Here is a 22728-nt window from a genome sequence, read left to right as displayed (position 1 = left end):
CGATGTGCTCGACTGTGTCCCCCGCACGCTCGTGCGGGGGACACAGTCGTTTTCGGGCGACGGCGCAGGAAGGCGTGTCGATGACCTCGGACAGCACAGCGGAACGGCCCGGCCGTCTGGGCGATCCCGCACGGAACCTGCTCACCGACCCCCGCACCGACCCGCGGCTCGTCCGAGCGCTGACGTCGCACGGCATGGGCAGGAACGCCGGTCCCACGCCGTTCGGCCCCGACGCCCCGCGGGAGCAGCTGCTGGCGTTCGTCGCGGCCGCGGAGGCGGACAACGAGCGGTTCCACGCCGTGCTGTTCGGTGACGGGCAACCGGTGCCGGGGCTGGAACACCACACCGAGACGATCACCGGTCCGGCGGGCGACGAGCTCCGGCTGTACGTGACGCGGCCCGCGCACTCCTCCGGTCCGCTGCCCGGTGTCCTGTACCTGCACGGCGGCGCCATGGTGATGCTGCAGGGCTCGTGGCCCGTCTACACCACGTTCTACGACGACCTGGCCGCCACCGGACTCGTCGTCGTCGCCGTCGAGTTCCGCAACGGCGGCGGTGAGCTCGGTGCGCACCCGTTCCCGGCCGGGCTCGACGACTGCGCAGCAGCGCTCGACTGGGTGCACGCGCACCGCGCGGAGCTGGGTATCTCCGCGCTCACCGTGGCGGGCGAGTCGGGCGGCGGCAACCTCGCGCTGGCCACCGCGATCCGCGCCAAGCGCGAAGGCGGCTCGCCGCGGTCGACGGCGTCTGCGCGATGGTGCCGTTCATCTCGGGCCGGTACGGCGCCCCCGTGCAGGAACGCGAGGCGGAGCTGCCGTCGCTCGTCGAGAACGACGGGTACCTCATCTCCTGCGAGGGCGCCGCGATCCTCGCCGAGGTGTACGACCCCGGCGCCCGGCACAACACCGATCCTCTGTGCTGGCCCTACCGCGCGACCGCCGGCGACCTGGCCGGGCTGCCGCCGCACGCCGTCGTCGTCAACGAGCTCGACCCGCTGCGTGACGAGGGGCTGGCCTATTACCGCACCCTGGTCGAGGCCGGGGTGAAGTCGGCGGTGCGGACGGTGGCGGGTCTGTGCCACGCGGGTGAGCTGCTGTTCCGCGAGGCGGTTCCGGAGCTGTACGCGGAGGTCGTCGGGAGCGTGCACCGCTTCGCCGCCGGTCTCCGGCCGTGACGCCGCGAGAAAAGAACAACGAAAGCACGCAAGATTCACGGTGGTGAACCGAGGAATCAACCATTCTGTTCACGAGTGTGACCAGCGCATATCCACCCGGCGAACAAGGATGATCCATTCGAACGCCGATGACCTGGCCATTCGACGCATTCGACTGGGACACATCGACCTGACCACGCATTTTTGCCGTTGACCGCGCACGGAGAACGCTCCTAGCATCCGACGGGAAACCCGCCGCGCATTCGACCGAAAAATCTTCCTCTCACCGTTGAGAAGTGGAGTTCCCGTGGGAATTTCGGAACAGCCCGCGCGCTTGGCGCGGCAACGCCGGGTCCGTGCCGGACTGGTGTCGGGTGGCGCCGTCGTCGCGCTGGTGACCGCGCTTGCGGCGTGGCCCACCATCGCGGCGAACGCGAACGCCGCGGGCACCTACGTGCTGAAGAACGCAGGCAGCGGTCAGTGCCTCGACGCCGGCACGAGCCCGGCGAGCGGAACGCAGCTGCGCCAACAGGCCTGCGCCGGTCAGGAGTGGGTGCTGACCGAGGTCAGCGGCGGCGTCCGCATCACCGCAGGCGGCCTGTGCGTGGGCGTGCGCGACGCCTCGACCAGCGCGGGCAAGCCCGTCCAGCTGGAGACGTGCACCGGTGCGGCGAGCCAGACGTGGGCGCTGACGCCGAACGGCACCGATCACCGCCTGGTCAACGCCAACGGCGGCAAGTGCCTGAACGTCAAGGACAACGCCACGACGCCGGGTGCGTTGATCCAGACGAACTCGTGCGACGGCGCCACGACCAAGCAGTGGACGCTCTCCCCGACCAGCGGCGGCCCCACCAGCACCACCACGACCACAACCACGACGACGACCACCACCACTACCGGGACGCCACCGGCCAACGCGCTGTACGTGTCACCGACCGGCCGTGACGGCGCGTCCGGCACGATCTCCGACCCGACCACGCTGACCTCCGCGCTCCCCCGCGTGGCCGCGGGCGGCACGATCTTCCTGCGCGGCGGCACGTACAGCTTCGCGCAGACGGTGACCATCCCGCCCACCAACAACGGCACCGCCGGTGCCCGCAAGAAGCTGACGGCCTACCAGGGCGAGACGCCGGTGCTGAACTTCTCGGCGCAGACCGAGGACCCGGCCAACCGCGGCCTGGCGGTGAACGGCTCGTACTGGCACGTGTACGGCGTCGTCGTGGAACGCGCCGGCGACAACGGCATCTTCATCGGCGGCAGCTACAACATCTTCGAGCGCACGGTCACCCGCTTCAACCGCGACACCGGCCTGCAGCTGTCCCGGATGCTGTCGACCACGCCGAAGGACCAGTGGCCGTCCCACAACCTGATCCTCAGCGCCGAGTCGCACGACAACGCCGACTCCGACGGCGAGGACGCGGACGGGTTCGCGGCCAAGCTCACCTCCGGGCCCGGCAACGTGTTCCGCTACTCCGTGGCGCACAACAACATCGACGACGGCTGGGACCTCTACACCAAGTCCGACACCGGCCCGATCGGCGCGGTCACCATCGAGGACTCGCTGGCGTTCAAGAACGGCACGCTGAGCAACGGCGGCCAGGCCGGCAACGGCGACCGCAACGGCTTCAAGCTCGGCGGCGAGGACATCGGCGTCAACCACACCATCAGCCGCACGATCGCCTACGACAACGGCAAGCACGGCTTCACCTACAACCGCAACACCGGCTCCATGGCCGTGTCGAGCAACCTCAGCATCGACAACGACGAGCGCAACTTCTCGTTCGACGCGGGCAGCTCGGTGTTCCGCTCCAACACCTCCTGCCGCAGCGGCAGCGGGAGCAACGACAAGGTCGTCGGCAACGCCGACTCCTCCAACCAGTTCTGGTCGGGCAGCAACGGTTCCCGGTGCTCCGCCTACAGCGGGAGCCTCGGCTGGTCGTTCGCCTCCGACGGCAGGCTCGTCGTCACCCTCGGCGGCAGGCCCGTCGTCCTCTGACGCACCACTCAGCCGGGCCGGGTCAGCGCGTCAGCCGCGCCGGCCCGGTCCGCGCGTTCCCCGGGAGCGGAGGTGCACGTCCGCTGCTTACGGGTCGTTCCGCACCACCGCCGGCTCGCCAGCCGGTCGATCGCGGCCCACGTCCCGACCACGGTGTTCCGCTGCCCTCCACGCCCTTCCGCAGCACGTACCTCAAGCGCACGTGCTCCACCCCAACCCGGTGGGCGGCAGCACGGAGACCGAACCTTCCTGGCCGGGATGTTACGACGGCGGGTCCCGGTGTGCTCTCCTGCCACATGCACTTCAATGCCGAAGTCAACTGGCCCGACGTCTTCCGCGGTGTCATCTCACGTGACTCCGTCGCAAATCCTCACAACAAGAGACCGCACGTCTTCATCGCGACGATGGTCCTGCTGGAAGCCGGTCTCCTCGAACTCGACGAGCAGGTCACCGGCCGCAGCCGAGTGCCCAAAACCGGGCTCGAGTGGGCGAACATCACCCGCGAGGTCGTGCTGGCCCGAGCATGGCGACTGCAGCACGATCTGACCACCAGGGCCCTCCAGGAGAGCAACTCGGGCAAACCACCGACAACCCCGCCAATCGAGGTGCTCAGGAACATGAAGATCGGGGACTCCCAGTTCAGGGACCGGTGGAGGGGCAAAGGCGGTATGGAGAAGTACCTCGTCTGCATGGTGCGCTACACCTGCGTTTCCGCGCGCTGGCACAAGATCCTCGATCGCGGTCCCAAGCTCGCTGCCGAGGCGTTGCCGGCGGTGAGCCGAGGTGAGCGCTCCCTCGCCGATCTCGTCTCCGAGATCACCGCCCACGACCTCAAGCTGTGGACCCGGCTCGCCCGCTGCTGGCTCTTCCCCTTGCTGCTCACCATGGACACCTTGCTCAAACCGATCGGTCACCAGGCGTTCAACGACCTCCTGGGCGTCTACTCCGCGAACTGGACACCCGTGTTCGACCAAGGGCTCGCCACACTCGGGGTGCGGTTCCGGCCAGGCGTCACGCCGACGTCGCTGAGCCGGATGCTGTCCGCGCACATCAGCGGGGTCGCCCTCGGCGCCGCCGGCAACGGCCAGAACAGCGACCGCGACTTCGCGGACCTCGCCCACGCGGTGCAGGCCCTGCTCCTCTCCGCCGTCGACCCCGGCGACGGCGCGTCGATCGGACGCGCACTCGACTCGGTGGTGCACCTCGACAGCAGACCTCATGAAAACCCTGACCGGTGAGCGCGACTGCACAGTGCAACGCGAGCGGGAACACCCACAGCGTGAGGGGACCGGTGTCCGGTGTAGCGGTCCAGGCGGACGTCATCCGCGGAGACCTGCACGTGCACCACCTCTCGTCATCACTTGACATCGACACCTTGCCGCCGGGCGTCGTCTTGGCTGCGGTTGCCGCCGCAGCCGCGTTCGTCACCGCGATCATTCTCATCGACCGCCGAGCTCGATGACCGCCTTCTCACACCCGCGTGACTCGGGTGCGCCACAGCACCAGGACGAAGTACGGCGTGCCCACCAACGCGATGACCAACCTGGCCGGGATCTGCGCCGACGCGATCATCGTGCGCTTCACCGTGTCCGCGGCGCTGACCAGGATCGCACCGATCGCCGTCACGACCGGGATGACACGGGCCTGCCGCCCACCGACGAGCGCCCGTGCGAGGTGCGGTGCGACGCCATGCCGAACGGGCGGATGACGACCTGCTGCCGCAGGTAGCCGTCGGCCATGAAGAACGGTATGCCGACCTTGGCCGTCGGCGCCTTCCTGCCCTCGGCCAGCACCACCCCGTCAGCCTCGCGACGTCAGCGGCCGCGGTCTCGCGCTGCTTCCGCTTTCGGTCGCGATGGGGTGCTTGGTCGTGCCCCTCGGGGTCGGGCAGCCGCTCGCCACGGCGTGGCCGGCCACCTCCACACCGCCCGGGTTGCGGGGGCAGTTCAGTGAAAAGTGGGCAGTGCCTTGAACGACGTCCTTTCTTCGAGGAGTTCGGCCAACCGCAACGGCGTGCGGTCCTCGAACGCCGGCCCGATGAGCTGCACCCCGACCGGCAACCCCTCATCAGACCGCCCCGCCGGCACGGCCGTGGCAGGCAACCCGGGCATCGTCGCCACCCCCGCCCACACCAGCTGGTCGAAGTACGGGTGCAACACGCCGTCGATCTCGATGCGCCGCCCCAACATGTCAGGGTTGTGGTCGTGCGGGAACGCGGGAGTCGGCGTCACCGGGCACACCACGACGTCGAACTCACCGAACAACTGCCGCCACAGGTGCCGATGCCGTTCCCGGCGGTTGTGTGCCGCCAGCCAGTCGTGGTGGCTGAACACCATGGCACGCAGTCGAGTCGCGTCAAGCCCCTGGTCGTCCGCACGCAACCCGGCAACGCGTGCCCTCAGCTGCTCCACGGGAAACCGCGCCACCGCACTCGAGAACATCAACTCCGTGTAGAGCCGCGCGCCCTCCACCAGATCCGGCAGCAACGCACTGTGCCGCGAAACCCGAGCGCCACCAGCGACAAGCGCGTCAGCGACCCGGCCGACACCGGCCCGCACGGCCGCACCGGTCGGGATGAGCGGATGCTCGTCGAGCACCAGCACCCGGAAGTCGCAGAGCCGTTCGTGCCGTGCGGCGGGCAGTTTCACGGTGTGCGCCTTGCCGGAGGTCAGCGGGTCCGGCCCGGCCATCACGTCGAGCAACAGCCCCAGGTCACCGGCGGTGCGTGCCATCGGCCCCACCACGGCGAGGTCGAGCTCGACCGGCAACGCCGGCTCGCCGGGCGCGACCATGCCGCGACTGGCCACCAGCCCCACGGTCGGCTTGTGCGCGTACACACCGCAGAAGTGCGCGGGGGTGCGCAGGGAGCCGGCGAGGTCGGAACCGATGGACAGCGCACCGAACCCGCACGCCAGCGCCGCCGCCGAACCGCCGGAGGAACCGCCCGAGGTGCGGGTGTGGTCCCAGGGGTTGTTGGTGGTGCCGTGGATGGCATTGAAGCTCTGGATGTCCTGCAGTCCCAGCGGGACGTTGGTCTTGCCGAGCACCACCGCCCCCGCCGCCTTCAACCGCGACACCTGCACCGCGTCCTCCGCCGGCACGTGGTCCCGGTGCTCGGGCATCCCCCACGTCGTGGGCAGACCGGTGACGTTGAAGCACTCCTTGACCGTCACCGGCACACCGAGCAGTGGCCGGTCCTCGCCGCGGGCACGGGCTTGGTCCGCGGCGCGAGCGGCGGCGCGGGCGCGGTCGAAGTCGGGTGCGCAGATCGCGTTGATCGCCGCGTCGTGCCGCTCGATGCGGGTGATCGCCTCGTCGGTCAGGTGCGCGGAGGTCACGTCACCGGCGCGCAGGGCGGCGAGCATTTCTTCGGCCGATCGCAGGTTCCAATCCATGAATTCGACGCTAACCCTCCGCCGGGAAAGCCATAAAACCGGTTTTCGCGCAACGGGTCGGCCATGACAAAGTGTTCACATGGGATCGAACTGGTCGTGGACTTTGGTTCTGCCTGAAGGGACGTGGGACGAGGCGGCAGTGGAACGGCTGCTGGCCCTCGCCGACGGGTTCGGGCTGTCGCCGCTGCGGCCGGGCGGAGGGATCAACGGCTTCGACAAGTCGCCGGGTCGCGAGGGTGACCACCGCGTCGTGGACCGGGCACAGCTCGTGCAGGGCCTCGTCTCGGGATCATTCGCCACCAACCTGTGGACGGCGTCCGAAGTGGACGTGTGGCTGTCCACCGAGCCGGGTGGTGGAGACGACTCCATGTCGATGTCGTTGGACTCGGTGCACTGCCGGCGGACTCCGGTCGCCGACGCCGACCCGTTCCGCGCGCTGCACCGGGCGCTCACCGAGCTGTGGCTCGCCGTCGCGGCCGAGTTCGGTGGGCGGTTCGGGCGCGTCGAGGACGAGTGGTCGCTGGAGCAGATCTGGTCAGAGCTGCGGAAGCCGCTCGACGACACCACCCCGGTGCCGCAATGGCTGAGCTGGTTCACCTACCTCGGCGCCGAACGCCGCCGGGTGCTGGCGCCCGTCCTGGACCGGCTGGGCGCCGACGTGCTGGAGATGCGCGGTGGAGCAGCGCTGGTCAGGTTGCTGGACGACCCGGCAGCGGTCGACCCCGTGCGGTTCGCTCAGCTGCACCACGAGTACCGGCGTGCGGTACGTCGTGGCTGACGCGCTGCGGCACACTCGCGCAATGCCGGAAGAGCTTGCGCTCAGCGACTACCAGTTGGACCTGCGGGCGAGGGTCCTGGCCGCGCCGACCGTACCCGCGCCCGCACCGTGGCGACCGGCGGACGACCACATGGTCGCCATCGGCGGGCTGCTCGCCGTGGGGTTCGCCACCCACCCCGGCAACGGCCGCGATCTGCTGCTGGTGGCGTCCTCGACCGGGCTCGGTCTGTTCGACACCACCACCGGCGAACGGCTGGCCCGTGACCGCGACGACGAGTCGGGGTGGGTCGAGGACGACCTGACGTGCCAGGGGATCGGGCCGGTCGCGCACCTCCGCGTGCCGATGGCCGGGCTGGACGGCGGCGGCCTGCACACCGGTGCTCCGGGGTGGGCGGTCGACGTCGTCAGCCCGGACTGGCCGAGCCACCGGGTGCTGCTGTCCACCGGGAGCCCCTTCTTCAGCGGGGCGCACGGCGAGTCGTGGTGGCAGGTCTTCCACGCGAACTACTCCGAGCTGCGCGCGGCCGGTTTCTCGCCCTCCGGCGCGACGCTGGTGGTGGCGACGAGCAGCGACATCGGCCTGTGGACCAGGACTCCTCAGGCGTAGTGGTCGAACTCGCTCTCCAGCACACCCTCCCCACGGGTCAGCGCGGGCAGCCGGCGTTGCAGCTCGTGCACCCTCGCCGCCGGGAGGTGTCCTTCGAGGACGGTCGCGGTCGTCGTCAGCGGAACTCCGCCGACCTTGCCCAGCGCGACGAGCACGGCGGCGAGCGCGTCCGGCGGGACCTCCAGCCGGAAGCGGTGCACCGGTTCGCACGTCACGGTTCCCGCGCGCTCCAACGCCTCCCGCAGCACGATCGGCGCGAGGCTGCGGAAGTCGCCCGCCACGCTCACCGGTGAGCAGTACCCGGAGTGCGTCATCGTGACCGTGCAGCCGTGGACGCGGTCGGCGCGCAACGCGTCCCGCACGGCCTCTTCGGTGGCCCTGAAGAAGGCGAGCGGCAACGAGCCCAGCTCCACCTCCAGCCGGAACTCCTCCGGCCCCGGCGCAACCCGGAACCCGATGGTGGCCGCGTACGGGCTCTCACCGAGCACCCGCACCGCCTCCCCCGTGCCGCGAGGACGTTCCACGCGGATCGTCCTCGTGTCGCGGAACCGGACGGCGACGCCGTGCTCCAGGGCGAGCGTGGCCTCGATGACCTCCTTCTGCACCTCGCCGTACAACGACACCACGACGTCGTCGCCGTCGAGCCGCAGGTTGATCAACGGGTCCTGCTCGGCGAGCTGGTGCAGCGCGGAGTGCAGGGCCACCCGGTCGTCCGCCTCCACGACGGTTTCCAGCGTCGGCGGCGCGAAGTGCCGGACGCGGTCGCGGTGAGCCGTGCCGATCGTGTCACCGATGCGGACGTCTAGGCCCCACAGCTTCGCGATCTGCCCCGCCACGGCGGTGGCGCGGCGCGGCGCCGAACCCCTGTCGAACACCGCGATCGACGTGACTTTCCCTTCACGGTCACCGATCCGCACCCGCTCACGCACGCGCACGGTCCCGGAGAACAGCCGCACGAACGCGACCTTCTCCCCCGCCTTGCCGCGTTCGACCTTGAACACCGTGCCGGACAACGGACCGCCGGCCGCGTCGTCGTCCGGCACCGACGACGTGACGGCGGCGACCAGCTCGGCCACGCCGTCACCGGTGATCGCGGACCCGAAGAAGATCGGCGCGTCGGTGGCCAGCTCCTGCGCCACCTCGCGCGCCACGCGGTCGCCGTCGGCGCCGCGGCGGTCCATCTTGTTCACGAACACGACGGTCGGGATCTCCAGGCGCTGCAACGTGCGCATGAGCACGCGGGTCTGCGCCTGCACGCCTTCCACCGCGGACACCACCAGCACGGCGCGGTCGAGCACGTCGAGCACCCGCTCCACCTCGGCGATGAAGTCCGGGTGGCCGGGCGTGTCGATCAGGTTGACCACGACGTCGCCGACGGCGAACGAGGCGACGGCGGACTTGATCGTGATGCCGCGCTGCCGTTCGAGCGCGAGCGAGTCGGTCTGCGTGTTGCCGGCGTCCACGCTGCCGAGTGCGTCGATGACACCGGCGGTGTGCAGCAACCGCTCGGTGAGGCTGGTCTTACCGGCGTCGACGTGGGCCAGAACTCCGAGGTTCAGGGTGCGAGACAAGCGTCATGTCCTCTAGATAGGCAACGAATACCTTCTGGGTGAACACGAACGCCTCGCGCATGTGCCTCTCCTCGTCCGGACGACTGGCCACGCGCAGTGGACCAGTCAGCGGCTCGCTGCGCAACGGAATTTGTCAGTCCTGCTCGATACGATCCCGGTGTGCTCAAGACGCGGCTCGACCTCGACCGGATCCGGGCGGCCCGCCGCAGGATCGACCCGGTCTACCTCGACACGCCGCTGTACCGGTGCGAAGCGCTGGGGCGCCGGCTCGGCTGCGCGGTGAGCATCAAGCTGGAGACGGCGAACCCGGTGCGCAGCTTCAAGGGCCGCGGCACCGAGCTCGTCACCGGCCTGCTCGCCGAACAGGGGCGCACGGCCGTGGTGTGCGCCAGCGCGGGCAACCTCGGCCAGGCGCTGGCCTGGTCCGGTCGCCGCCGCGGCCTCGCCGTGACGGTCGTGGCGTCCGTGCGGGCACCTGCCGCCAAGCTCGACCGCATCCGCGCGCTGGGTGCGGAGCTGGAGCTGGTGGACGGTGACTTCGAGCTGGCCCGCGAACGCGCCGCGCACATCGCGGGCGAACGCGGCATCCGGCTGCTCGAGGACAGCCTGGACGTCGAGACGTGCGAGGGCGCCGCGACGATCGGTCTCGAACTGGGCCGGGAGTTCGACGCCGTCCTGCTCGCCCTGGGCGGTGGTGCGCTGGCCACGGGCGTAGGTCACGTCGTGAAGACGCAGGCGCCCGCTGCCGAGGTGGTCTGCGTGCAGCCCGCGGGCGCCCCGGCGCTGACCCGGTCGTGGCACGAACGCCGGGTCGTCACGACCGGCTCGGCCGACACGATCGCCGACGGCGTCGCGGGCCGGTTCCCCATCCCCGAGGTCCTCGACGACCTCCTCCAGGTGGCTGACGACGCCGTCCTCGTCCGGGAACCCCCGATCATCGAGGGCATGCGACTGCTCCTGGAGCACGCGGGCCTGGTCGTGGAGCCGTCAGCGGCGCTCGGTGTGGCGGCCGTGCTGGAGGACCGCGAGCGGTTCGCGGGCCGTCACGTCGTCATGGTGATCTGCGGCAGCAACGTCGACCCTGACGCCTACCGGGGCTGGGTGGGCTGACGTGGGAGAGCCGGAGCCGGCCCGCTCGGTGCTGCGCGCCGTGGCGTACTTCTGCGGCGCGGTGGCCGGTTGCCTGCTCATCGTCGCGGTGGTGGTGGCGATCGCGCTCACGAGCGACCGGCTCGGCGGCGGCGTGCTGTACTTCGCCGGCCTCGTCGCGGCCCAGCTGATCGCCCAGCCGATCGGCAGGCACGTCGTCGTCAGGTGCTGGACCGGCTACAAGCGGACCATCGCGGTGGACGGGTGGTCGGCGCTCAGCGCGGACTCCCGGCCACCCGTGCTCTACCTGCGCTCGTTCGCGGTCGACGACGTGCTGGCGCGCACCGGCGACACGGCGCTCGACTACTTCCGCACCGAGGAGGAACGGCTCGCGCGCGCCTTCGCGCCGGTCGGGCCGCTGGTGGCGATCGGGCGGCCAGGCGAGGTCCTCCCGCCGGCCGGCGCGCCCCGCGTCCACGTCGGGGACGAGTGGCGGCAGACGGTGCGCGAGCTCCTAGACCGCGCCCGGCTGGTGCTCGTCGGCGCGGGACGGGGCGCGGGGCTGCGGTGGGAGCTGGAGCAGGTGGTGGCGACGGCCGATCCGCGCCGCGTGGTGGTCCTGCTGCCGTTCGACAACTGGCAGTACGACCACTTCCGCTCCGGGGTGGCCGAGGTGTTCCCGCACCCGTTGCCGGACCTCCCGCCCCTGCCGGAGGCGGACGACCACGCGATCAGGGCGGCGCTGGTCTTCGGCGAGGACTGGACCGCGGCACCGGTGCTGTTCGGGATCGACCGGGCCACCAGTCTCGAAATCGCGCTCCTGCACCACCTCGCGCCCGTTTTCGCGCACCTGGAGGACGAACGCGCGCCGATGCGATTACGGCGGCAGCGCGACCTGCGGTGGCTTGCGCTCCGCCTGGCCGGGCTGACCCTCCTGCTGACCGTGGTGTGGGGGCTGGTGCGGGTCTTCGTGTTGCGCTGACAGCACCTGCGAGGCGGGTGGTGCTCCGCGGACGTGAAGTCCGGGGAGCACCACCCGCGCGTGGGCGAGCTCAGCCGGAGGTCACTCCCGGCACTTGCGGCCGTCGTTGACGCACTTCACGATCTTGTTCATCGTCTGCTCGGAGTTGACGTTGGCGAAGTCGTTGTGGTCGGAGAACGGGTTGTGGTTCTCCTCGGGGAACGCGTCGAGCTGGTACTGGCCCTTCTGCTGGACGTCGCGGGAGATGTCGTAGGAGATGCTGATCCGCAGCTGCGGGATGGCCTTGAACCCCTGCGGGCACGCACCGGTCTGCTTGTCGGCGAACCGGACGTGGTCGCGGTGGTTGGCGCTGTCGGCGTTCTGACCGTCCCAGCAGCCCGCGAAGTCGTGCACGCGCATGACCTTGCTGCCCTGCGGGCAGACCACGTACTTGTCGGACAGCCGGTCCTCGAAGCCGCTGCAGGTCCACGTCGCGCGCGCGTTGGCCGGGCCGCGGCTGGTCGGCTTGGCGTCACCGGTGACCATCTTCAGGAACTTCGGCATGCCGGTGACCTTGCTGGTGGCGTTGCCGCGGTACTCGATCTTCACCTGGGCCGGTCGGACGATCTTGCCGACGTTGCCGACGAGCTCCAGGTTGCGGCCGGTGGGAGCGGCGAGGGGCGGGGCGGTCGTGGTGGTGGCACCACCGTTGTTGCCCCCGTTGTTGTTGCCCCCGTTGTTGTTGCCCCCGTTGTTGTTCCCGCCGTTGTTCCCGTTGCCGTTGTTGCCACCGTTGTTGTTACCGCCCTGGTCGCCGCCGTTCAGGCCGCACCGGGCGAGGCGGTCGAGCCCCTGCGGGCGTTCGCCGTTGCGCCCGATCGCGATCGCGATCCGGTCGAGCGTGGCGACGCGCTTGTCCTTCAACGGCCCCAGGATGGCGTTGTCGACGAAGTTCGGGCCGCCCTGGCCCTTGGTGGTCACGATCCGCTGGTTGGCCTCGGCGATCTGCTTGTCCAGCAGCGCGAGGTTGCGGTTTACCTCCTCGATCGCCTGGTCGGGCACGCCGGGCAGCGCACCGCGGACCGACGGGCATTTGATCGTCGGTGTGGCGGCGTCCTGCTCCTGCTGTTGTTGCTGCTGCTGGGACATCCCCTGGCCGGAGAACTTGCGCGGCGCGGTCGAGTGCCCGTTGTGGCCGCCGCCACCGTGGTTGCCGTGGCCGAAGCGCACGTCGCAGTCGGCGAGGTTGACCAGGTTGGGCTTGCGCGCGGACCGGCCGATGGCGATGGCGATGCGGTCGAGGGTGGCCACGCGCTTGCTGCGCAGCGGGCCGAGGATCGCGTTGTTGACGAAGTTCGGGTCGCCGGGGTTGTCGGTGCGCGCGACGCGGTCGTTGGCCTCCTTGAGCTGCTGTTCGAGCAGCTGGAGGTTCTTGGTCACCTCGTCGCGGACCCGCTGCGGCACAGCGGGCAGGCGGTCGGCGACACCGGGGCAGGCGACCTCGCCGGGACCCGTTTCCTTGATCTTGTCCGGGCTGGAGCCGGACGAACCCGGGTTGGCCTTGGGGTTGATGCGCACGACCGGCCAGAAGTAGGACGAGCGGTCACCGTTGCGACAGGTGGTCTCCGCGTCCTCCAGGCTCTCGTCGGACGAGTCGGCGCTGATGGACAGGTTGCCCACGAAGTCGTGGACGTGCTGCGCACCGTGCTGCAGACCCGGCTGGGCGACCGGGTTGTCGGCACTGAACTTGCCGTTCTCGTTCGTGCCGCAGTCCACCGTGAACACACCCGCGGCACCGTTCTGGCCGACCTTGGGGTTCACCACGTTCTTGTTGACCTGCTCGATGGGCACGAACGCACTGCGCGGCGCCGGGTCACCGTCCTTCGCGGCCAGTGCCACGGTCGCGGTGCCCGCAGCGACCACCGCGACCGCTGACAAAGACGCGATCAGGCGGAACTTCCGTCTGTCGGCTTCACGGTGCGTCATGCGTCCTCCTCGATCATGCGGTGCATGACCAGGCATACGTACGGTGGCCCGTCTTGGCTCAACCGTGATTGAACTTCCACAAGCCGGTGACCCGCACCGGCACCTCGGCCCAGCTGCTCGACGGCGAAGGCGTCCTGACGGTCAAGCAGGTGCGCGACGGCCGCGTGCTCGCGGTCGTGCGCGGCACCGGCGCAGCACCCGTGACCACGACCGCCGTCTCCGCACCGACCACCACGGCGACGACGAGCGCGGGCCAGGCCGTGGGTTCCGGCGACTCGGCCGGCAGGTGGGAGCACGGACCAGGCGACCCGAACGGCACCCGCCTGTGGGACGTCACCGACCCCGCGCACCCCCGCCGGCTCGGCGGGGCCCTCACCGGCCACACCGACCAGGTGTCGAGCGCGACGGTGTCCCCGGCGGGCGACCTGCTCGTCACGGCGGACGACAAGGGCGCCGCGGTCCTGTGGGACATCAGGAACGCCGAACGCCCCCGCCGGCTCGGCGACCCGCTCGTGCCGCACAGCACCCTGAGCTCCGTCACGGCGCAGTTCGCGCCGTCCGCCGACATCATGGTGACCGGCGGCATCTCCGGCGGCGTGTTCTTCTGGGACCTCGGCAACCGCACCCTGCCCCAGCAGCTGGGCCCGGCGCTGACGGACAACGGTGGTGCCGTGCACCACCTGGAGTTCTCGACGTCCGGCGACCTGCTGGCGACGGCCGGCCACAACGGCGCGTTCGTGCTGTGGGACCTCACGCCGACGTTCGAGTTGCGCGGCAGGGTGGACGAGACCGCGTGTGCCGTCACGGGCGGTGGGCTCGATCGTGAGCTGTGGAGCCGGTACGTGCCGGACCTGGAGTTCCAGGAGACGTGCCGAGAGAACGCCCCTCAGTGCGCCAGGGTGGGCCACCGCCGCGACCACCGGTCCTCGGTGGCCGCTCGCACGACGAACCGGGCGAGGTCGTCACGGTTGATGGTGGTGCCACCTTCGGGGTTCTCGGCGTCGCCGACTCGGTGGTCCCCGGCGAGCGGTGTGTCGACGATCCGCGCGGGGCGCACAGCGGTCCACCTCACCGTGCTGCGTTCCAGAACGGTCTCCATCGCTTGCATGTCACCGTAGAGCTCGCGCATGACGGTGCGTGCGACCGCGCGGTACCACAGCGGGTGGTGGGGGTCGTCGTGGCGCACACCGCTGGAGGAGAGCACAACGATCCGGTCGACGCCGTGCGCGGTCATCGCGGCCACGAAATGACGTGCACCGGCGGAGTACAGGCCGTTGGCCCGGTGCCCGGACGGTCCGATCGCGGAGACGACGGCCTCCTGACCGGAGATCGCGGCGTGCACGTCGTCGTACTCGCGCACGTCACCCCTGACGATCTCCAGTTCTGACGCCGTTCCTCCCAGCGCGAGGCGAAAGGCGCCGGGATCGCGCACGACGCACCGGACGCTGTGGCCGGCGTGACGGGCTTGTTCGACGATGGCACGTCCGGTGGCGCCGTTGGCGCCGAAGACGACGATCTTGCTCATGGCGTTTCCTCGCGGTGGTCGGGTCAGTGCTCGGTGTCGGCAGCGGTGCGGGGCAGCAGCGGCACGGCGGCCAGGCAGGCGACGATGACGCCGCCGACGACGAGGAGCGTCGTGGTCATGGCGGAGGTGCTGCCGCTGGTGGTGATCAGCGCGAGGAAGACGCTGGTGACCGTCGCGGAGCCGATGCCGTTGGCGACCTGCTGGACGGCGCTGAGCGAGCCGCTGGCGGCACCGGCGTCCTGTGCTGCCACGTCCCCGAGGGCGAAGGTGAAGATGGTGCTGAAGCAGATGCCGGCGCCGAGGCCGATCACGGCGGTCGCGATGGCGTTGTGCCACCACGTCGCGTTGCCGTCGGCCACGTTCACCACCAGCAGCAGGATTCCCGTGCCGGCGAGGGTGGTGAGCAGTCCGCCGAAGACGAGCTTGCGGCCCAGCTTGGGCAGCAGCGCGGTGCTGATCCCGGAGCCGCCCATGATGCCCGCGGTGAGCGGGATCAGGTTGACCGACGTCGCGGTCGGCGAGAAGCCCAGGGCCAGCTGGAAGAACAGCGAGATGACGTACATCAGGCCGCTGAACGCCGCGAACACCAGCAGTCCCATCACCAGTCCCGAGGTGAAACCGCGGTTGCGCAGCAACGAGCGGGCCAGGAGCGGCTGCTCACCGCGGGCTTGCAGGCGGCAGAAGACGGCGAAGAGGACGACGCCTGCGGCGGTGGTGCCGATCGCGAGGGCGCTCCAGCCGTCCTCGGACCCGGTGATCAGGCCGAAGAGGAAGGCGAAGAGCGAGACGGCGAGCAGCCCGCTCGCGCCCGGGTCGACCCGGGCGGTGCGGTCGGCCTCGACGGCCGGCAGGAAGCGGAACGCCAGCACGAGCGCCACGCCGCCGACCACGATGTTGATCAGGAAGATGGGCCGCCACCGCAGGCCGAACAGGTCGGCGTCGATGAGGACGCCGCCGAGCAACGGGCCGGCGACCGCGAAGACGCCGAGCATCGGCGCGAAGAGGCCGAAGGCCTTGCGCAGCGCGTCCTTCGGGAAGGTCGCGGTGATGATCGCCATGCCCTGCGGGATGAGCAGCGCGCCGAAGACGCCCTGGGCGACGCGTGCGCCGATGAGCATGCCGGGACCGACGGCGAGCCCCGCCACCGCCGAGGCCAGGACGAACCCGGTCAGGCCGACCAGGAACGTCCGGCGCTGCCCGAAGCGGTCGCCGATGCGGCCCCCGACGACCAGGAGGGCGCCCAGCGCGAGGGCGTAGGACGCGCCGAGCCACTTGATCAGGCCCGGCCCGGCACCGAGGTCCGCGACCACGGACGGCGCCGCGACGTTGGCGATGGTCGCGTCGATCAGGTCCATGGCGTCGGCGAGCAGGACGACGAGGAGCGTCATCGCGAGCGTTCGCCTCGACGCCCTGACGGGCGGTGGGACTGCGGAAACAGACATCGGCGTGCAACTCTCGTTCGCAGCGGTACTGACGAACGCGATCGTAACGAACATGTTCGTCACGATCCAGTTCGGTGGTTGCTATGCTGGTCACATGGCCCGAGAGATGCCGGTCAGCCGCCGTGAGCGGCCGGCGAAACCCGCGTTGACCCGTGACGGCATCGTGGACGCCGCGATGGCGATCCTCGCGGCCGAAGGCGCCCAGGCCGTGACGATGCGCAAGGTCGCGGGAGCGCTCGACACCGGTCCGGCATCGCTCTACGTGTACGTGCGGAACGCCACCGAGCTGAGCTCCCTGCTGATCGACCGGCTGATCGCGGCACTCGACCTGACCTGGGACGGGACCGAGCCGTGGCGCGGGCGGCTGCACCGCGTGCTCGCCGACTACTCGACGATGCTGGCGAGCCACGCGGGCATCGCGCGGTCGGCGTTGTTCGTGTGGCCGGACGGACCGCACTACCTCGACCTGATCGAACTGCTGATGCGCCTGCTCACGGCGGCGGGCGTCGAGCCGGAACCGGCGGCTCGGGCGACCGACCTGCTGCTGCAGCAGGCCACCGCGGCGGCCGCGGAGTGGGACGGCCGCCGGGAGAACGGCGGGCAGGACCTCAGCGACCTCGTGAGCACGCTCGAGTCAGCCGACCGGGAACGGCACCCGATGCTCGCCGCGCTCGGTTCGGCGATCTTCGTGCGCGGCAGCAACGAGGAGCGCAGCGCGTGGATCGTCGACACCATGTTGGACGGGATTCTCGCGTCGCAAGGGGCTGACCGGCCCGCGCGGTAGGCCGGGCAGGGCCGCCTCGGCACCGTCCCGCCACGCGCCCACCGCGATCAGCGCAACGGCCTGTTGACGTCGCTGATCATCGCGCGCACGGACGCGCGCAGCGCCGGGAGCGACGGCCGGGGAGCTGTCGCCGCGGTGACGGCCGGTGCGGAGCCGACCGGGCCGGGGACCGGGTGGACCTCGGTCTCGTTCGGCAGCGGCACGCCGGGGCAGGTGATGTTCCCCGGCCGGGAGCCGCGCAGCAGGAACACGTTCACCGCGCCGTCGACGCAGGGGTCGTCCTCGAAGCCGTACTGGCCGTGGAAGGGGCTGTCCGCCACGGACACCAGACTCACGCCGGGTGCCGCGCGCACCGCGGACCTGGCCTGCTCGTAGCCGGTCTGCGGGTCGAGCTCGCCCTGCACGACCAGCACCCGCCCGGCCACCTCCGCCGGGAGCACCGGCAGCGGCTGCCGCGGCGCGTCGGACCAGAAGGCGCACGGTTCGCCCAGGCCGTACTGCCAGCCGAAGAGCGGGTACCGCGGTCCCTGCCGGTCGGACAGGCGCCGGTACCAGGCCGCCGAGCGGGTCGGCTGGTCACCGCACGCCACGGCGTAGCGGGTCGCTGGGACGTGCAGGTAGTCGGACGGGTCGTCGGCGAGTGCCGCCGCCACCACCGCCGGGGTCAGCGACTCCAGCGGTGTGCCGAAGACCGCGCGGGACTGCGCGTCCAGCTGCGGTGCGAGAGCGGAACCGGTCGCCGCCGGCGTGGTCTCGCCGTTCGCTCCCCGCACGCCCAGCACGAACACCAGCGCGCCCAGGACCCAGCGCAGCGTCGAGCCCATGCCCGTGAAGATCGCGTCGAACTGGTCGGGGCTGGTGCCGGCGCCGGCGTAGAACCGGCGGGCGCGCTCCCAGTTCGCGGCGGCCTCCGCGGGTGTGGTGCCGGCCTCCGGGAACTGCCGCGTCATCCACGGCAGGAACGAACCCTCGAACATCCGCTGGTTGATCCGCGGCCACGCCTCGAACGCGGCCTGCAGGCGGCCCTGGAAGTCGGTGCTGGAGTCGAGCACGACCTTGCCCGCGCTCTTCGGGAACAGCGACGCGTACTTGGCTCCGAGCCAGGTGCCGTAGGAGTAGCCCAGGTAGTCCATCTTGGACTCACCGAGCAGCATGCGGAGCAGTTCGACGTCGTGCGCGGTCTGCCAGGTCGTGATGAACGGCGTGATCGCCTCGCTCTGGCAGGCCTCCGCGACGGCACGCGGCTGCTTGAGGTGCTCGGTGGTGCTGTCCGCCGAACGGTCACGCGCGTCGAGGTCCGTGCGCGGCGACAACCGTCCGATCGGCACGTCGCACGTCTCGGGCAGCTCGTCCGGCGCGGTGCCGCCCTCCCTTCCGGTCCCGCGCGGGTCCATGCCGATCAGCGCGTAGCGCTCGTGCAGCCGGGGTTGCAGGGCCGCCAGCGAACCGGGCAGCGACGTGCCCTGCGCGCCGGGACCACCGGGGTTGAGCAGCAGTGATCCGAGGTGTTCCCCGGACGCGGCGACCCGGCTGATCGAGACGACCAGGTCCCGGCCGGTGTCCGGCGCCGCCCAGTCCCTGGGCACGGTCATGTGCGCGCACTCGGCGGGTAACGCGTCGGGTTGCGCGGTGAACGCGCATTGTCCCCAGCTCAGTTGTTGTCCGGCGTACCGGGAGAACGGGTCGGGTGCGGCGTCGGCGGGCGCGGTCGTGAGGGTGAGGACGAGGGTGGTGACGACGGCGGGCACCACGGCGGCGGTCGAGCTGCTGCGCACGGCAGTCCTTTCGCGACGGGGATTCGGGCGCCACCCATCCGACCAGTCCCCGCAATGCGGCGTCTACGGCACCTCGTACTTTCGGCCGGGCTCAGCGCGCCGGACCCGGTGCCGCACCAGGTCCGCTGTGCGCGGCGGACGTCCGAGCGTCCCAGTCGGTCACGTCGGCCGGCCTGCCGAACAGGTAGCCCTGCGCGTAGGAGCACCCGGCGTCGCGCAGCCAGTCCGCCTGCTCCGGCGTCTCGATCCCCTCGGCGACGGTCTTCGCGTCCAGCACGCCGGCCAGCGCGATGATGCACCGGATCACGCCCTCGGTGCGGCCGTTGTCGCCCAGCTCCCTGGTGAACGTCCGGTCGATCTTCACGACGTCGAACGGGTAGCGCTGCAGGTAGCTCAGCGACGAGTAGCCGGTGCCGAAGTCGTCCAGCGCCACCCGGATGCCCGCCTCGCGCACCGCGACCAGGCTGCGCATGGCCGGTTCGTCGGCCCAGACGCTCTCGGTCACCTCGATGGTCAGCCGGTCCGGCACCAGCCCCGTCGTGGCGACCACCCGGTGCAGCCGCGGCAGGAACCCGGGGGTCGACAGCTCGCGCGTCGAGACGTTGACCGTCACGCCCAGCGCGCGTCCCTCGGCGTTCCACCGCACGGCCTGGGCGCACGCGGCTTCGAGGACCTTCTGACCGAGCGGCACGATGAGCCCGGTCTCCTCGGCCAGCCCGATGAACGCGTCCGGCCCGAGGAGCCCCTGTCCGGGACGCTGCCACCGGACCAGCGCCTCCGCGCTCGTCACCGCGTTCGTCGCGAGGTCGACGATCGGCTGGTAGTGCACGACCAGCTGGTCCTCGTCCACCGCGGTGCGCAGGTCGGCCTTGTCGCGTTGGCGGGCGAGCGCCTGCTCCCCCATCTCCCGCCGGAAGAGGCGGACCCGGTTCCCGCCCTCCCGTTTCGCGACGTACATGGCGGTGTCGGCGTCCCGCAGCAGCTCGTCCGCACCGGCCTGCGACACCGCGACGCCCACGCTCGCCCCGAACGGTTCCGGGGCGCCGTTCAGACCGGTCAGCACGGCTTTCGCGAGCCGCACGGTGTCGCGCACGCCGAACCCCGGCGCGACCACGGCGAACTCGTCGCCGCCGAGCCGTCCAGCGACGGCCTTGGCGGGCAGGGCGGCGCGTATCCGCGCGGCCGCCGCCTTGAGGTACCGGTCGCCCACCTCGTGCCCGTCGGCGTCGTTGACGTCCTTGAACCTGTCCAGGTCCACGACGAGGAGCCCGACGAGGGCGTTGGCCCGCACCGCCTCGCCCACGAGGTGCAGGAAGTGCGCTCGGCTGGCCAGGCCGGTGAGCTCGTCGCGCTCGGCCCTGTCGCGCAACGCCCGTTCCCACAGCCGGCGTTTGCTCACGTCCACGGCGGCCACGACGGTGTGCTCGGCTCCGTTCTCCTGCTCGACCGGTCCGGTGTGCACGGCGAGCACCAGCCCGCCGGCCGTCTCGACCTCGACCGGTCCGGCCGCGGTCGCGCACCCGTCCGCGCACCGGGTGATGCCGGCACCGTGCGGGCAGGGCACCGTGCTCCCGCCATCGTCCCAGCCGAACAGCCGGCGGGCGCTGTCGTTGTGCAGCCGCGGTGTTCCGTGCTCGTCGAGGAGGGCCAGCCCGATCGGGGTGGCCTGGAGCAGCGCGTCCACGGTGCGGTTGGCGGCTTCCTGCGCCCGGACGGCGCGAACGGTCTCGTGCAGGGCGAACGCCCCGATCACCAGCCCCAGCAACGGCAACACCGCGGCCAGCACGACACCCGGCGCGGCCCGGCCGGGCCCGGCGAACGACACGCACACCCCGCCCACGTACCCGCCGAGCCCCAGCAACGACCTCACCGGGTAGCGCCACGGACCGCCGTGCAGCGCGCGCCGTGTCGTCGTGCCGAAGAGGAACGCGAGAACGGGCTGCGGAGCGGGGAGGACCACGGCCGCACCCGCCGTGACGACCCCTTCCACGACCGCGACCACCCAGCCGTCGCGGTGCGGCCGCAGCCACCACGAGCCCAGCACCAGCACGACCAGCGCGGCCAGGGGGAAGCGCACGGCTCCGTCGCCGGCGAACAGCAGGTTGCCGGTCAGCGCGGCGCCACCCAGCCACGCGAACGCGGTGGTGAGGAGTCGAACCGCGCGCAACGGATCTGTCACGCTTGATGCCCCCAGGGGTTCGACTGCCCAGTCCCAGCGGAATGTGCACTATCGGCGGGAAAAAGCTTACGGTGCAACCGCCGTTCGGGTAACCGGGGACAGGTGGAATCGGGTGCCACCGCGGGTATTCGGGGCCATGACCGAGATCAGCCCGATGGACGTGCTGCTGGACGGGTTCGACCGCGTCGAGCAGGCGGTGGCGCGTGTCCTGGAAGATCTGTCCACCGAAGACCTCGCGCACCGCCTCGGCGGCTCCGCCAACTCGATCGCCTGGCTCGTCTGGCACCTGACGCGCGTGCAGGACGACCACGTCGCCGATCTCGCGGGCACCGAGCAGGTGTGGACCGCGGACGGCTGGATGGAGCGGTTCGGCCTCCCGCTGCCGGAGGAGGACACCGGCTACGGCCACGACGCCGGCCAGGTCGCCGCGGTGGTCGCGACGGCGGAGCTGCTGCTCGGGTACCACCGAGCCGTGCACGAGCGGACGCGGGCCTACCTGCGCGAGCTGGAGCCGGCGGAGCTGTCCGCGGTGGTCGACGAGTCGTGGGACCCGCCGGTGACCCGTGCGGTGCGGTTGGTCAGCGTGGTCGAGGACGACCTGCAGCACGTCGGTCAGGCGGCCTTCGTGCGCGGGCTGCTGGCCGGTGGTCAGTCGCGATCGGCCAGGTGAATCCCGAGGTCGGTGCGACCAGGCGCCAGGTCCTCGCGCAACGCGCGGGTGCCCGCGTACTCCCCGTCCCGCAACCGCCGGAACAGCCGCGGCCGTTCGTCCTGCACTCCGCCGAGCCTGGTCACCAACCGCTCGACCTCGCGTTCCACCTGCTCGGCGCCGAGCGAGTCGGCGTCGTGCACCACGTGCAGGTCCAGTGCCTCGATCCCGATGTACCAGAGCACCCCGTGGGTGATCGGGAACAGCAGGGAGTCGAGGTCGCCGCTGATCCCGCGCGGCCCGATGGAGCGTTCGTCCTCCCCGGCGGTGACCACGACCAGCGCCTTGCGCCCGCCCAGGCCGCCGTCGCCGTACCTGCGGGGCACGCCGAGCTCGGGATCGAGGTCGCCGTAGGCGAAGCCGCTGGTGAGCACGCGGTCGAACCAGCCCTTGAGGATCGCCGGCGGGCCGTACCACCACAGCGGGAACTGCACGACGAGCAGTTCGGCCGCCGCGACCTTGGCCTGTTCCTCCAGGACGTCCGCGGGCAGCCCGCCGTCGGCGTAGACCTGGCCGACCAGCTCGGAGATGTTGCCCGGCCGGTCGGCCAGGTCGCCGAGGTCGCGGCGGGACAGCACCGGGTCGAAGCCCTGGGCGTAGAGATCGGAGACGGTCACGTCGTAGCGCTGGGACAACGCCTTGGTCCCGGCCTGCAGGAGGTGGTCGTTCAACGAGTCGCGGCGCGGGTGGGCGTACAGCCACAGGGCGGTGTTCGGCGTCGGCGGGTGAGCGATGGTCATGACAGCCAGTGAAGCCGCGGACGACGGGACGCGGAATA

General features: G+C 71.1%; 19 protein-coding genes and 2 pseudogenes. 11 read left to right on the top strand and 10 right to left on the bottom strand.

The genetic code is table 11. The features are described from left to right. Positions 1-2: 2 nt before the first annotated feature. From AB0A63_RS10485 to AB0A63_RS10470, 4 genes and pseudogenes are all read left to right on the top strand, one after another. Positions 3-671, top strand: a pseudogene (locus tag AB0A63_RS10485) (alpha/beta hydrolase); the annotation flags it as partial. Between the two features lie 83 nt (positions 672-754). Then, entirely contained in the window at positions 755-1174 is a 420-nt protein-coding gene (locus tag AB0A63_RS10480) for an alpha/beta hydrolase fold domain-containing protein (protein WP_360388038.1), read from the top strand. A gap of 286 nt (positions 1175-1460) precedes the next feature. Continuing rightward, a complete protein-coding gene (locus tag AB0A63_RS10475) occupies positions 1461-3149 on the top strand; it encodes an RICIN domain-containing protein (RefSeq protein ID WP_360388035.1) in 1689 nt (562 codons plus the stop codon). 404 nt (positions 3150-3553) lie between these two features. Beyond that, positions 3554-4387: a hypothetical protein gene (locus tag AB0A63_RS10470; protein ID WP_360388032.1), complete on the top strand. Its 834-nt coding sequence runs from the start codon at positions 3554-3556 to the stop codon at positions 4385-4387. A gap of 232 nt (positions 4388-4619) precedes the next feature. Here the strand turns inward: AB0A63_RS10470 and AB0A63_RS10465 are convergent, their stop codons facing one another. The 3 genes from AB0A63_RS10465 to AB0A63_RS10455 form a co-directional block, all read right to left on the bottom strand. After that, a complete protein-coding gene (locus AB0A63_RS10465) occupies positions 4620-4775 on the bottom strand; it encodes an iron chelate uptake ABC transporter family permease subunit (RefSeq protein ID WP_360388029.1) in 156 nt (51 codons plus the stop codon). Further along, entirely contained in the window at positions 4772-4945 is a 174-nt protein-coding gene (locus AB0A63_RS10460) for a hypothetical protein (RefSeq protein WP_360388026.1), read from the bottom strand. Before AB0A63_RS10460 ends, AB0A63_RS10465 begins: the two co-directional genes overlap by 4 nt. Before the next feature lie 150 nt (positions 4946-5095). After that, entirely contained in the window at positions 5096-6544 is a 1449-nt protein-coding gene (locus AB0A63_RS10455; RefSeq protein ID WP_360388024.1) for an amidase, read from the bottom strand. Between the two features lie 79 nt (positions 6545-6623). Between AB0A63_RS10455 and AB0A63_RS10450 the strand changes: the two genes are divergently transcribed. Continuing rightward, positions 6624-7322: a hypothetical protein gene (locus AB0A63_RS10450; protein ID WP_360388021.1), complete on the top strand. Its 699-nt coding sequence runs from the start codon at positions 6624-6626 to the stop codon at positions 7320-7322. Between the two features lie 22 nt (positions 7323-7344). Continuing rightward, positions 7345-7929, top strand: a complete 585-nt coding sequence (locus AB0A63_RS10445; protein WP_360388018.1) for a hypothetical protein — start codon at positions 7345-7347, stop codon at positions 7927-7929. On the opposite strand, the gene AB0A63_RS10440 is transcribed toward AB0A63_RS10445, so the two are convergent. Beyond that, entirely contained in the window at positions 7920-9500 is a 1581-nt protein-coding gene (locus AB0A63_RS10440) for a translation factor GTPase family protein (protein ID WP_360388015.1), read from the bottom strand. The genes AB0A63_RS10445 and AB0A63_RS10440 overlap by 10 nt on opposite strands. A 159-nt stretch (positions 9501-9659) precedes the next feature. On the opposite strand from AB0A63_RS10440, the gene AB0A63_RS10435 reads away from it, so the two are divergent. Both AB0A63_RS10435 and AB0A63_RS10430 read left to right on the top strand, forming a co-directional pair. Beyond that, entirely contained in the window at positions 9660-10610 is a 951-nt protein-coding gene (locus AB0A63_RS10435; RefSeq protein WP_360388013.1) for a pyridoxal-phosphate dependent enzyme, read from the top strand. 1 nt (position 10611) lies between these two features. Next, complete coding sequence (locus AB0A63_RS10430; protein WP_360388010.1) at positions 10612-11571, top strand: hypothetical protein; 960 nt, start codon at positions 10612-10614, stop codon at positions 11569-11571. Between the two features lie 81 nt (positions 11572-11652). On the opposite strand, the gene AB0A63_RS10425 is transcribed toward AB0A63_RS10430, so the two are convergent. Next, positions 11653-13536, bottom strand: coding sequence for a DUF1996 domain-containing protein (locus AB0A63_RS10425; protein ID WP_360388007.1), 1884 nt, complete (start codon positions 13534-13536; stop codon positions 11653-11655). Between the two features lie 86 nt (positions 13537-13622). Here AB0A63_RS10425 and AB0A63_RS10420 point away from each other — a divergent pair. Continuing rightward, a pseudogene (locus AB0A63_RS10420) lies at positions 13623-13994 on the top strand (hypothetical protein); the annotation flags it as partial. A gap of 428 nt (positions 13995-14422) precedes the next feature. Here AB0A63_RS10420 and AB0A63_RS10415 read toward each other — a convergent pair. Both AB0A63_RS10415 and AB0A63_RS10410 read right to left on the bottom strand, forming a co-directional pair. Continuing rightward, on the bottom strand, positions 14423-15061 hold the full coding sequence (locus AB0A63_RS10415; RefSeq protein ID WP_360388005.1) for an NAD(P)H-binding protein: 639 nt from the start codon (positions 15059-15061) through the stop codon (positions 14423-14425). A 23-nt stretch (positions 15062-15084) separates the two neighbouring features. After that, entirely contained in the window at positions 15085-16449 is a 1365-nt protein-coding gene (locus tag AB0A63_RS10410) for an MFS transporter (RefSeq protein WP_360388002.1), read from the bottom strand. A 148-nt stretch (positions 16450-16597) separates the two neighbouring features. On the opposite strand from AB0A63_RS10410, the gene AB0A63_RS10405 reads away from it, so the two are divergent. Beyond that, positions 16598-17287: a TetR/AcrR family transcriptional regulator C-terminal domain-containing protein gene (locus tag AB0A63_RS10405; RefSeq protein WP_360387999.1), complete on the top strand. Its 690-nt coding sequence runs from the start codon at positions 16598-16600 to the stop codon at positions 17285-17287. A gap of 47 nt (positions 17288-17334) precedes the next feature. Here the strand turns inward: AB0A63_RS10405 and AB0A63_RS10400 are convergent, their stop codons facing one another. Next, entirely contained in the window at positions 17335-19062 is a 1728-nt protein-coding gene (locus AB0A63_RS10400) for an alpha/beta hydrolase (RefSeq protein WP_360387997.1), read from the bottom strand. A 91-nt stretch (positions 19063-19153) separates the two neighbouring features. Continuing rightward, complete coding sequence (locus AB0A63_RS10395) at positions 19154-21241, bottom strand: EAL domain-containing protein (RefSeq protein WP_360387994.1); 2088 nt, start codon at positions 21239-21241, stop codon at positions 19154-19156. A gap of 145 nt (positions 21242-21386) precedes the next feature. Here AB0A63_RS10395 and AB0A63_RS10390 point away from each other — a divergent pair, with 145 nt between their 5' ends. Next, positions 21387-21911, top strand: coding sequence for a DinB family protein (locus AB0A63_RS10390; protein ID WP_360388378.1), 525 nt, complete (start codon positions 21387-21389; stop codon positions 21909-21911). Here the strand turns inward: AB0A63_RS10390 and AB0A63_RS10385 are convergent. Next, positions 21890-22690, bottom strand: a complete 801-nt coding sequence (locus tag AB0A63_RS10385) for an NAD(P)H-dependent oxidoreductase (protein ID WP_360387991.1) — start codon at positions 22688-22690, stop codon at positions 21890-21892. The two genes, AB0A63_RS10390 and AB0A63_RS10385, sit on opposite strands and share 22 nt — an antisense overlap. Positions 22691-22728 lie beyond the last annotated feature (38 nt).

This window comes from Lentzea sp. NPDC042327 (assembly GCF_040647275.1).
Taxonomy (GTDB): domain Bacteria; phylum Actinomycetota; class Actinomycetes; order Mycobacteriales; family Pseudonocardiaceae; genus Lentzea.
This window is presented reverse-complemented; position numbering and strand designations above follow the sequence as displayed.